The 12,407-nt window shown below is 49.4% G+C and carries 11 protein-coding genes and 1 tRNA gene; all 12 read right to left on the bottom strand.

Translation table 11 applies throughout. The features are described 5' to 3' along the window. Window positions 1-254: 254 nt before the first annotated feature. On the bottom strand, window positions 255-2,453 hold the full coding sequence (locus DFR42_RS05255) for a DNA/RNA non-specific endonuclease (protein ID WP_110253851.1): 2,199 nt from the start codon (window positions 2,451-2,453) through the stop codon (window positions 255-257). Window positions 2,454-2,682: 229 nt separating this feature from the next. Then, window positions 2,683-2,758 (bottom strand) — tRNA-His (locus DFR42_RS05260). A 150-nt stretch (window positions 2,759-2,908) separates the two neighbouring features. Beyond that, entirely contained in the window at window positions 2,909-3,442 is a 534-nt protein-coding gene (locus DFR42_RS05265; RefSeq protein WP_110253852.1) for a hypothetical protein, read from the bottom strand. 227 nt (window positions 3,443-3,669) lie between these two features. Continuing rightward, complete coding sequence (gene dusA / locus DFR42_RS05270; RefSeq protein WP_110253853.1) at window positions 3,670-4,716, bottom strand: tRNA dihydrouridine(20/20a) synthase DusA; 1,047 nt, start codon at window positions 4,714-4,716, stop codon at window positions 3,670-3,672. 141 nt (window positions 4,717-4,857) lie between these two features. Further along, the gene (locus tag DFR42_RS05275) at window positions 4,858-5,247 is read right to left on the bottom strand and encodes a cupin domain-containing protein (protein WP_110253854.1); all 390 of its coding nucleotides are present in this window, start codon (window positions 5,245-5,247) and stop codon (window positions 4,858-4,860) included. 82 nt (window positions 5,248-5,329) lie between these two features. Next, window positions 5,330-5,674, bottom strand: coding sequence for a DUF1294 domain-containing protein (locus DFR42_RS05280; protein WP_245936830.1), 345 nt, complete (start codon window positions 5,672-5,674; stop codon window positions 5,330-5,332). Between the two features lie 30 nt (window positions 5,675-5,704). After that, window positions 5,705-6,535 (bottom strand): amidohydrolase family protein, encoded by an 831-nt coding sequence (locus tag DFR42_RS05285; protein ID WP_146218785.1) that lies wholly within the window; start codon window positions 6,533-6,535, stop codon window positions 5,705-5,707. A 77-nt stretch (window positions 6,536-6,612) separates the two neighbouring features. Further along, a complete protein-coding gene (trhP, locus tag DFR42_RS05290) occupies window positions 6,613-7,977 on the bottom strand; it encodes a prephenate-dependent tRNA uridine(34) hydroxylase TrhP (protein WP_110254253.1) in 1,365 nt (454 codons plus the stop codon). Between the two features lie 103 nt (window positions 7,978-8,080). Next, window positions 8,081-8,950, bottom strand: a complete 870-nt coding sequence (locus DFR42_RS05295; protein ID WP_245936831.1) for a DMT family transporter — start codon at window positions 8,948-8,950, stop codon at window positions 8,081-8,083. Window positions 8,951-9,071: 121 nt separating this feature from the next. Then, the gene (gene typA / locus DFR42_RS05300) at window positions 9,072-10,904 is read right to left on the bottom strand and encodes a translational GTPase TypA (RefSeq protein WP_110253857.1); all 1,833 of its coding nucleotides are present in this window, start codon (window positions 10,902-10,904) and stop codon (window positions 9,072-9,074) included. A gap of 123 nt (window positions 10,905-11,027) precedes the next feature. Continuing rightward, window positions 11,028-11,960, bottom strand: coding sequence for a tRNA pseudouridine(55) synthase TruB (gene truB / locus DFR42_RS05305; protein ID WP_110253858.1), 933 nt, complete (start codon window positions 11,958-11,960; stop codon window positions 11,028-11,030). Between the two features lie 46 nt (window positions 11,961-12,006). Beyond that, complete coding sequence (gene rbfA, locus DFR42_RS05310; RefSeq protein ID WP_110253859.1) at window positions 12,007-12,396, bottom strand: 30S ribosome-binding factor RbfA; 390 nt, start codon at window positions 12,394-12,396, stop codon at window positions 12,007-12,009. Between the last annotated feature and the right edge of the window lie 11 nt (window positions 12,397-12,407).

Raw genomic sequence — 12,407 nt, forward strand, 5'->3', positions numbered from 1 at the left:
AATTCGAGTGACCTGGATTGTGTAGCCCAGAGTAACTGCTTACAGGGTAACAGGTATGAAGCTGATCTATACGCGTTATTGCTTGTATATTCTTGATTTAACTCGATTCATAGACAAAACAAGAAAGCTGATCAGATTTTCACATTAAATGTGCAAATTATCATCCCTTAGTCACGGGTATCATCAGATGAGCTGAGTCAGTATCTGCGACTATCTGGCAATACCGACTCCTTAAATAAAAAGCCCAGCTACACTTACTGATCAAGATAAATGTCATCAAGCTCATTCAAAACGACATAGCCTTCTGGCACTTCAAAGCCCGTACTTTCTTGCGCAGCAACAGAGCGCCGTGTGGTACTGCGTTTTTTCTTTGCCAGAGGATCGCAAGCTGACAATGGCAGCACTGGGGCAACCCCACCACCCGAAGTGAATTGCAAGCCAGTAAGGCGCTCGACTTCTGCAATCTTCACCTGGAAAGTTTTATATGCACCGAATGGCGCAGTCGCCTCAATGCCAAATTGCGCAATGACTTCACTTTGATCGAGTATATAGGCAGTGGCAAACAATTCTTGCTCAGCGTTGACGGTGGCAATCACTTTCCAGAAACGCACAGGATACTGAATTTTTGGGAAAGGCTTGTAGACCGGGTCATCTTCTTCAAAAATCGGCCCGGTAAAAATTTGTACATCCAGATTTGACTTCCTCAAGCCAGATTCCAGCACATAAGACTCCAGCCCCTGCCACAATTGTTTACCCTGGTTGAATTTCGCATGCTGTGGCACGCAATTACTCCAATGACAGGTATCAGCGGCAGACTGCAGGGCAAGTTCCGGCGTGCTACCAAATTCCAGATCTTCCCTGCGGGTCAGATGGCCGCGATCAAACTGATTATTTTTATAGTAGAAATTGCTGACCTGATGCTCAATGGGGATACGTGGATCGACTCTCCAGTCATCTCCCGGGCGACTCATCAGATAACGCTGCGAATGGCGCACGTTAGCTGCACTATAGATGGCAAATCGCCTTTGCGCATGCATGACCACACTGAAATTATGGTAATGCAGCAGATAGTTATTTCCATCCACAGGTTTGAGCAAGTGCGACACCTTGCTTTCCAGATCAGCGGATAATTTGGGGAAATTGATTCTCAATTTGCCTTGCCCCAAAAACCCTTCATCATATCCTTTGCGGTCGGCATAACTTGCGTCAAAAGGCACATCAAATGTTGCTGGTCTGTTGGTAGTTTTTGCAGCCTCCTGAAAACTGGCCGACTCGGCAGCGTAAGTCTGCTGACCCAGGCTTACCTGGCCGTCTTGATCTATATGTAAAGTAACAGAAACTGATCTACCCAAATGCGCTTGACTCATCTTGTTTACCTCAATTCTTTGTGGAGAAAAAATGGAAAGGCTTGCATGGCTTGCACTAGCAGGCACATCTGCATTGACAGGAAACGTCGTTGACATGCTGAACTCAGGGATACGTGCCTCAGGAATGGCTGCATGAAAAACAGCTTGCAGCAAGGGATGATCTCCTTGGGCCTGCTTTAATTCATTGACGATGCGCGATACACGTATACCCTCATTTGCCAGCCATTTAATGCTGTCTTCCGCATCCCGGGCAGGGTCAAAATCACGGCCATCTATGGTTTGCACCTTGTCATTCACCTTCAATGGAACACCACTATGATGGAGCGCAACGACATACCAGTCATTATTGAAAACGGGGGAACCCGAAGAGCCTCCCAGGGTGTCCGTGCTGTACCACAGTTCATTTTCTGTGCGTTTGATGAGCTTGTTTTCACGCACACAAAGCTGCTTGAGGCCACCATTGGGATGCTGGATGATGGTCAGCCATTCGCCATCACTCACCTTGCCGGTAGCCTCTATCAGTGGCAGATAGGAATAAGTCGATAATTGCACATCTGCATTGCTGGCCTTTGCGTCCACTGCCACCACGGTGAAGTCCAGACTGATACTGGTTTGAAACAGACGCTCAGGATGCAATTTGAATATATGCGGGCCAATTTGCTCACCACTCACATCCAACTCATAATCGAAATGAGCCTTGGAGTTCTTGCAACTCAAGGCGTCCGGCAATACATGGTTATTTGTGAGCAAAACTCCAGGGCCGATCAGAAAGCCCGTCCCCCAACCTATTTGGCTACCCCCAGGTCCATGTATCGCTATTCTGGCGACCGACCTGGCTGCCGCTACGCCACGTGCCAGATAATTGACATCCTGAAGTTCGTTACCCAGCAAGATGCGCTCAAAAAAAGCATCGGCTTTTTCGGTATCGCCCATGCTTTCACGCAAGAATTGCTTGCGCTCGACCTGCTGCTTGAGCGTTGATAATTGAGCCGGTGTTTTATCTCGCTTGAATCGCAGATCCGCATCCAGATCAAAATCACTGGCCTTTTGCTCTGCTTTTGCAATTTGCTCAAGTATCACACTCATACAACCTCTCAGGTTTGCAAGTATCAGCAAGGTATTAGCAAGAATTGAATAGCATAATACCTATAAAAAATGACAATTTAACGACATTTTTGTTATTTTCACAAACCAGGAGATAAATAAGGGATGAGCAATTGTGGTACCACTATTTTGCAAACCGACACCACATGCATGACTTAATGTTGAACATAAAGAAAAAGCCCGCTAGAAGCGGGCTTTTTCTTTGAATTTCTGGGGTGACCGATGGGGTTCGAACCCACGACAACAGGAATCACAATCCTGGACTCTACCAACTGAGCTACGGCCACCACTGCATCTTTCCTGCGAACTTTGCAGTGCAAGAGAGCTACGCATTATACGAGGAATTTGGCTTGAAGGCAATAGCATTCTTGGGAACAGCTAACCGAAGAGCATTTACACTCCTCAAAAATTGCTCATTTAATCGTGCGAGTGCATGATTAAAATTTACCGCCACCTCCTGCCCCCTCCCGCTGGCGTCCCATGCCACCTTTGCGCTGCGGTGCTTCTGCATTATCCGGACGCCTGGTTTTGCTAATATCTGCCGTCGCCCGCAAGGATGCATTGATCAACATTTGCAAAGATAAGCGCTGCTTGTCATCCAGAGCATCATTCAAAGTAAGGACTAGTTCACGCATTTGCTGGTTTTCTTGCAGAGTGGATTGTTCTTCTTGCGTGATTTGCGGATTCAGGTCGCGCAATTCCAGGCCATTTTGCTCAAGACGCAATTCCAGTTCGGTTTGCAGACGCTCCCTGCGTTTTTCACGCTGATGTTGCATTGCCGACAGCTTGCTTTCCGTTTGCTGCCATAACAATTGCTGATTGGCGTTGAGGTTCAATTCTTTTTTCAGCTCTCCCGCCTTAGCCAGCAAACTATCCAGCCGCAACTCCATCACTGGGGTCGCCTGCACGATGCTTGCAAACAGCGAAAAACAAACTGGTAGAGCGATTTTGCGTAATGTGGAAAAGGACATGGAGACTCCAGCAAAAATGTAGCGGGCATAAAAAAGCCTACGCTTTAAAGGCGTAGGCGAAATCTCACTGAGGTAGTGAGTTGAAGGAGCGTGCAATGAAACATAAGCAATATATTCCTGCACAGACACTACTCCACGATGTATTACAAATTCTTACGTATACTGGCGCTTCATTTACAAATTAGCTCATGTATTGGGGAGCTTGAGCGGCATGAACTTGCCTTTATCTATGCAGTTATGGCCGCCTGCTCATCCTTGCTGCGGTCAAAAGCCATGACGTTTTGCATGGCACTGGCAGCTTCCAGCAACAATTCCGGCTGGCCAGATGCAAGTCTCTTGCTATCAGACAGGATTTGACGGAAAACACGCGCACCAACCAGCCCCATCATCAGACCCAGCATATGACGCACGACCGTATTCAGGCGCAAGCCCTTGCCACCATTGCCGTACAGTTCCAGCTGATGATGAATGTAAGGGATCATATGCTGCAAAATTTCTTCCCTGCTTTTGACTGGGGTAGAGTCACCATAATAGCGCTCATCAAAGCTCGCCATGAAATAGGGGTTGTGGTAAGCCTCGCGCCCTATCATGACGCCGTCGACATGCTGCAAATGCAAATCCATGTCTTCCAGGGTTTTAATGCCACCGTTGAGAATGATTTCCAGATCAGGAAATTCTTTTTTCAGACGGTAGGCATAGTCATATTTAAGCGGCGGGATTTCACGGTTTTCTTTGGGCGACAAACCTTTGAGTATCGCATTGCGCGCATGAACAATAAAGGTCTTGCAACCAGCATCAGCAACAGTACCGACAAAGTCACGCATGAATTCATAAGAATCTACCTCATTGATGCCTATACGGTGCTTCACCGTGACATCAATCGAGACCACATCTTTCATTGCCTTGACACTATCAGCTACCAGCTGCGGTTCTGCCATCAGGCAGGCACCAAATGCGCCTTTTTGCACACGCTCAGACGGGCAGCCGCAATTCAGGTTGATTTCATCATAGCCCCATTGCTCACCCAGCTTTGCTGCGTGCGCCAGATCAGCCAGCTCACTGCCACCCAGTTGCAGGGCAACGGGATGCTCGCCAGGATTAAACTCAAGATGACGTTGTACATCACCATACAAGAGTGAACCCGTTGTCACCATCTCGGTGTATAACCAGGTATTGCGGGTGATATGGCGGTGAAACTGACGGCAGTGCCTGTCAGTCCAATCCAACATTGGGGCCACAGAGACGCGGCGCGGGGGTAGTGCTTTTGTATTCACAATAAAACAAGACGGCAATTTACAATACCGTATTGTACCTTGTCATTGGAAAATCGCCTTCGAGTGATACATATACTGGCAAAGCCGCGACAACAGGAATCACAATCCTGGACTATACAAATACCATGATTTACGCAGAAATTACCCCTTGCTTACGGGCTTATGCTGCGTGCCTTCGCCACGCGTCATAAATAACATACGACTTTCTGCAAACACTTTAGCCGTATGCCAGCGCCCCTTGGGCACCAATACTGCCTCACCTGCCTTCATATGTATATGCTCAACGGTATCTTCCAGCTCAATGAGGAAATCAGCGCGACCGGATAGCAAATACACGAATTCATCAGCCCCTGGATGCATTTCCCAGCTGGGCCAGTCTGACTCACAAGTAAATTCACTGATCAGCCAGTGTTTGCCGTAAGCCTCGATTTCTGCTTCGGGCAAAATCCAGAATGCGGGACCTTGTTCCAGCACAGTTGCCATGCCATCGGCCGCCAGCGCCACATAGGTTTTTTGAGCTTCAATTTTCATGCCTGGTCTCCCTGGATATACAGAATCATCTACAAAAAAACTATCTGTTTGGATGAAACCCCATATTACCAATTGGACAATGCTAATTCAATAAGTTCAATGACCAGGAGATAAACATGACAAGCACCAGGCAATTGAAGATGACTGTGACAGCAAATGCCAGCCGGAAAGAAGTTTTGATGGTTTTGTGACGAAACCAGTTTTGTGCCAACACGGCACCTGGCCACCCACAGGCCAGGCCACACAGCAATAAAGCGCGCTCAGAAATTCTCGGGGCACGCTTTCTGGCCTCTGCCTTATCAAAGGCATACATGATGAGTGTTACGACGCTCATGCAGGCATAGATGACGATTATGCCCAGCAATTGCAGTTGCCGATCAGTACGCACCAGGGAAAGTGCTTCTGTCAATTGATCAAAAAAATCCACGCCAGCCTGGTTAGAGTATGAGAAGCCGGATTATGGCAGACCAAACATCGCCAGTCCATTCTTATAGGCAATACGCTCTGCCACATCTCTTGGCAAATCACCGAGCATGCGGCGATAGAAAGCCATCAACTGCGGCACATCATCCCAACGCGAAGTAACCCAGGTATCTGTACCAAGCACAAACCTGTCGGGGTAGCGCAAAAACAGGCGCCTCCATTGCGGATTGAGACTACCGTCTTGCTCAAGATCAGAGCGAAAAGACAGCTCACTAACCAGGTTGGGATATTGTGCAAACATGGCCTCGACTTTATCGAGAGAGGTGCTCATGCCGGTATGCGCCCAGATCAGTTTGACGCCGGGTGCGTGAAACAAAATACGTTCTATCGCATCTTCGTCCGAGTGGGCATGCAGCCACAAATCACGCGCCTTGGCCAGCCTGGCAATTTTCGCCATATAGGGTGCATCAGCATCCTTGCCAAAGATATGAAATTCACCTATGCCACGATAGATGCCGCGCTGCAGTTCTTTTTCAACGAAGCGCTCTATCTCGGGATTGGCAAACCAGTCATGCCTGTCGGGCTGCACTCTGTAGGGACGCAGGAAAGGAACTATCTTGATGTCAGGCGCATTTTGCGCGATCAAATCCAGCGTGCCATCGTTTGGCCGACTGGTCGCCAACACAGCGCGTATGCCAAGCTGACGCCACATTGCAATAACACGCTGCGGCGACCAAGTGCTGCGCGCTTCAATGTTGTAATGCATGTGGGCATCAAATATGGGCAAAGGCTCTGTCGCTACAGCACTAAGCGACATCATGAGCAAAGAGCAGGTCAATAAGAAACTCTGTAGTTGTCTTTTCATAGCCATACCCCTTTGCCATATCTGATGCCTCTTTTGAATCAAGAATACACGCTATGAAAGAAGCGTCAACTCCCTGATTACAACATCCTGGCTATCAGGGCTTTTTCATGCCTGGCGTCCAGCGGAATACGCACCTTATGCCCTGCTCCGCCTATGATGTTCAGGGGCTGATTATCGGCATTACGCATCTCGGCCAGCCTGATCATTTCATTGCCACTTGGTGAAATGATTTCTATCTCATCGCCAACAGCGAAGCGGTTTTTGACTTCCACTTCAGCCCAGCCATCTGTCACTTGCAAGACTTGCCCCACATACTGGCTGCGGTGCGCCTTTGATACACCCTCCATGTAATTTTGATGTTCTTGTGTATGGTGGCGTTGATAAAAGCCATCGGTGTAGCCACGATTGGCAAGGCCATTCAACTGACCCAGCAAGTCAGTGTTAAACGGGCGACCAGCGACTGCATCATCTATCGCACGCCTGTAAGTTTGGGCCGTGCGGGCAACATAGTACAAGGACTTGGTACGGCCTTCGACTTTCAGCGAATCAATACCGATTTTTGCCAGGCGTTCGACATGCTCGACTGCGCGCAAATCTTTGGAATTCATGATGTAAGTGCCGTGCTCATCTTCAAGTATGGGCATGAACTGGCCAGGCTTACCACCTTCCTCTATCAGATAGGGACGATCAGCCAGGGGATGACGTGGCATATCGCCCATGGCAGAGAAAGACTGGTTGGCTTCTTCAAGTGCCTGCTGGTAATTGAATTTGATACTTTCAACCGGGATGCGTGCCAGGTCACCCGTTTCATTTTCTGCCGCATTTTCGACCTTGTAATCCCAGCGACAGGAATTAGTACATGTGCCCTGATTGGGGTCGCGATGATTGAAATAACCAGACAACAGGCAGCGGCCGGAGTAGGCAATGCACAAGGCTCCATGGACAAACACTTCCAGTTCCATATCCGGACATTGCTGGCGTATCTCCTCTATTTCATCGAGCGACAATTCACGTGAAAGGATGACGCGGGTCAGGCCCATTTTTTTCCAGAATTTTACATCGGCCCAATTAACGGCATTGGCTTGCACAGACAGATGCACCGGCACTTCTGGCCATTTTTCACGCACCATCATGATGAGGCCAGGGTCGGCCATGATAAGCGCATCCGGCTTCATATTGATGACCGGTTCCATATCGCGCAGATAGGTTTTGAGTTTGCTATTGTGCGGGAAGATATTGCTGGCGACGAAGAACAATTTGCCGCGCGCATGGGCACCGTCTATGCCCTGCTGCAATACATCGAGGGTAGAAAATTCATTATTGCGGGCACGCAGGCTATAGCGTGGCTGACCTGCATACACTGCATCGGCACCAAAGTCGAAAGCGGCATGCATTTTTTCCAGCGAACCGGCGGGCAAGAGAAGTTCTGGTGCTTTGAGCATGGCAATAAAATCCGAAAAGAAAAATGTTCGCGATTTTAGTGCCATGCTAATAGCCAGGTAAAATTTACGTGAAAATTATTTGATGTATATCAACCCTGCATCGTCAGGCGTCATTGCTGCGCATGGCAGTCAACTCATTGAATACCAGCGCTACTAGCACGACTATGCCGCCATAGATACTGGCAGTCGCTGGCACCTCGCCTGCACCCAGCCATGCCCAGATCGGTGCCAGCAAGACTTCAAGCAGAGACAGCAAGGCAATCTCCGGCGCAGTCAGGCTATTCGAGGCCCTGACCATGAGCATGCAGGGCAAACCTAGTTGAAAGAAACCGAGTATCGCCAGTATGCCAATATCATGCAGCGAGGCTTGAAAAGGCCAGGCAAATGGCAGCATCATCAGCGCAGAGATTGTCCCACCCAAAAACACCGCAGGCACCAGGTCAACCGCATGGCCACCCTTCTTGAGAATGATGACATTTGCCGAAGCTGCCAAGGGTATCCCAAATGCAATGAACATACCAATCATGCCACGCTCATCGACTTCAGAAATGCTGCCAAAAAACATCCAGCCCATACCTATGCAGGCCGCCGCAATTGCCCACCAGGTACGTGCGGGTATGCGCTGGTGCAAGACCAGCCAGGCCAGCAGCGCCGTGAACAGGGGCGACAGACTCTCCATGATGGAGGTATTGGCGACAGTCGTCATGGTCAGTGCGATCATGAAGCAGCTATACATGGTGGCCCACATGCAACCAGACAAAAAGCCTATCTTGCCGAGCAATTTAAGGCGCGGGATGAAAGCCCATTTGTATTGCCTGGCCATGACACCCGCAATAAAGACCGCCGCAAAAAAACTGCGCCAGAAAGTAACTTCAAAATCACGCGCGACTTCGAGGTGTCGGGTAAACACACCGGCAATACTCCACAAAGTCGCAGCGCAAATCATCAGCATCACCGCTTTGCGGTGAGACATTTTATTTTGCATATGGATCCAAATAAAAAAACCCGTTTGACCCTGGCCAGACTGGCTAGAGCAAAACGGGTTGATCTTCGTGCGGCAAAGTTACCAGCCGCACCAGTCAAAGGGAATCAGCTTATTCGCGTGATGCCTTTTTACGTTCGTGCTCTTTCAGGAAACGCTTACGCAGACGAATACTCTTAGGTGTAACTTCTACCAGCTCATCATCGTCAATAAACTCAACCGCGTATTCCAGGCTCAACTGAATAGGTGGCACCAGGCGTACCGCTTCATCCGTACCGGAAGAACGAACGTTGGTCAATTGCTTGCCCTTGATCGGGTTTACAACCAGGTCATTGTCACGGGAATGGATACCAATGATCATGCCTTCATACACTGGGTCATTGTGGCTGACGAACATACGGCCGCGGTCCTGCAATTTCCAGATAGCGTAGGCAACTGCTGCGCCATCATCCTGGGAAATCAATACACCGTTACGACGGCCACCGAGCTCACCTTTGGAATTATCAACTGGTGCGTATTCATCAAACACGTGGCTCATCAAACCTGTACCGCGTGTCAATGTCATGAACTCGCCCTGGAAGCCAATCAGGCCACGTGCTGGAATACGGTATTCCAGACGGACACGACCCTTGCCATCCGGTTCCATGTTTTGCAGGTCACCACGACGACGACCGAGTTCTTCCATGACGCCGCCCTGGTTGACTTCTTCTACGTCAACTGTCAGGTTTTCATATGGTTCATGACGTTCGCCATCGACCATTTTGAAGACCACGCGTGGACGGGATACTGCCAGCTCAAAGCCTTCACGACGCATGTTTTCGATCAGGATAGTCAGATGCAACTCACCACGACCAGAAACTTCATACGTGGAATCATCACCTTCAGCCTGGACAACGCGCAAAGCCATGTTGGATTTCAATTCACGTTCCAGACGGTCACGGATTTGACGTGTCGTCACGAATTTACCTTCGCGGCCAGCCAGTGGGGAGCTGTTAACCATGAAGTTCATCGTCAGAGTTGGCTCATCAATCTTCAACATCGGCAAGCCTTCTGGCGTGTCCGGTGCGCAGATGGTGGAGCCAATACCGATTTCTTCGATACCATTGATCAGGACGATATCACCAGCCAGCGCTTCATCAACCAGAACGCGGTCCAGGCCTTTGAATGTCAATACCTGATTGATACGTGCCTTGGTTGGCTTGTCTTCAGGACCATTCATCCAGACGACGTCTTGCAATGCTTTGACGCGGCCACGCAGGATACGGCCAACGCCGATTTTACCAACGTAGGAAGAGTATTCCAGGGAAGTGATTTGCAATTGCAGAGGACCATCTGGGTCATCTTCACGCGCAGGAACGTGTTCCAGGATAGCGTCAAACAATGGCTCCATATTGCCATCGCGCACTGTGTCTTCCAGACCTGCATAGCCTTTGAAGCCAGATGCATAGACGATAGGGAAATCGAGTTGCTCGTCAGTTGCACCGAGTTTGTCAAACAATTCAAAAGTCGCGTTGACGGCTTTTTGTGGATCAGCGTTTTCACGGTCAATCTTGTTGACGACAACGATAGGCTTCAAGCCCAGAGCCAGCGCTTTACGCGTAACGAAACGCGTTTGCGGCATTGGACCTTCTTGCGCATCAACCAGCAACAGAACACTGTCCACCATGGACAGAACACGCTCTACTTCACCGCCAAAGTCAGCATGGCCTGGTGTATCAACGATGTTGATGTGCGTGCCTTTGTATTCAACAGCACAGTTCTTGGACAAAATAGTAATACCGCGCTCTTTTTCGATATCATTCGAATCCATAACACGGGCATCAATCTGCTGGTTGTCGCGGAAAGTACCGGACTGACGCAATAACTGGTCAACCAGAGTGGTTTTGCCGTGATCGACGTGAGCGATAATGGCGATGTTACGAATAGCGCGTTTTGAAGTAGACATGATAGCGTTCTTATTGGGTAATTCTATGAGGTAAATCGGATAACCTGCGATTATAACATGTTGCAGCGCAAAAGTAGAAAAACTCCTATTATTTCAAGGAGTTGCTACGGCGCGATGACACAATTAGTGTTCAGTGGCAATCAGGCGCTCGGGCGCGAGTATGCCGTATTCCTGTAACTGGGCAGAACCCAGCAACTGCCCGTCCGATTCACGATAGACGCGAACGCGGCTAGTTTCAATGGGTAAAACGACTTCTTCTTTATTTAATGGCAGACGCTGGCCATGCAGGAAGCGGCGCGACAGCTCATCTGTGAGATAAACCGGGGCAAAGCTTGATAATAAGGCATCTACCGGGTCCAGTAATGCCAGACGTTCTGGCTCTGGCAGACTTTCGAGATACTCCAGGGTAATGGATTTCTCCAATGCCAGATGACCCACACCTACACGACGCAATTCTTTCAAATGAGCACCACAACCCAACAATGCCCCTATATCTTCACCCAGCACGCGCACATATGTGCCCTTGCTGCATTTGACCTTCAGACTCAGGAAAGGCGCTTCATAAGCCAGTAATTCCAGCTCATGAATAATGACACTGCGCGCTTCGCGTTCCAGCGTGATGCCAGCGCGCGCATATTCATACAGGGGCTTGCCATCACGCTTGAGTGCCGAATACATGGGAGGCACTTGCTGTATGGGGCCAGTGAATTGCTTCAAAGCATGCTGGATTTGCTCAATGCTGACCGCTACTGGCTTTTCTTGCAGCACTTCACCTTCCGTATCGCCAGTTGTGGTCGTGACACCAAGGTGCACTACCGTGGTGTAGGTCTTGTCAGCTTCCAGCAAATCCTGGGAAAACTTGGTGGCTTCACCAAAGCACAAAGGCAGCAAACCAGTAGCAAATGGATCAAGCGTGCCAGTATGCCCTGCTTTGGCGGCATTCAGAAAGCGCTTGGCCTTGATCAGGGCGTCATTGCTGGAAAAACCAACTGGCTTATCCAATAGCAATACGCCGTGCACAGGCACACGCTTTCTTTTTATTTGCGGAGTCGTCATGTTGTCTGCAGCCTGTTACCAGGCTGCGCAATGTATCGTTCAGGATTTACTCTTCGCCGTCGTCTTTGGCGCGGGTGGCATTGGCTTCATCGATCAGTTTCGACATGGCCATGCCACGGATGGTGGATGTGTCATGCACAAAATGCAGTTGCGGCAAAGTATGGATGCGCAGACGCAGGCCCAGTTGATTGCGCAGGAAGCCAGATGCCTTGACCAGGGCATCAACAGTGTTCTTGACGGCCACAGGATCATCCACCAGCGTAGTGAAATACACTTTTGCATGGGCGTAATCGGGAGTCAACTGCACTTCAGTCAGCGTGATCATACCTACACGTGGGTCTTTTAATTCAGACCAGATAATTTCTGCCAGGTCTTTTTGAATCTGGTCTGCGACACGCAGGCCACGACCGGGGATATTTTTGCTATGTTTTGCCATAATTTTCTTAC

The sequence above is a fragment of the Undibacterium pigrum genome (assembly GCF_003201815.1).
Lineage (GTDB): Bacteria > Pseudomonadota > Gammaproteobacteria > Burkholderiales > Burkholderiaceae_D > Undibacterium > Undibacterium pigrum.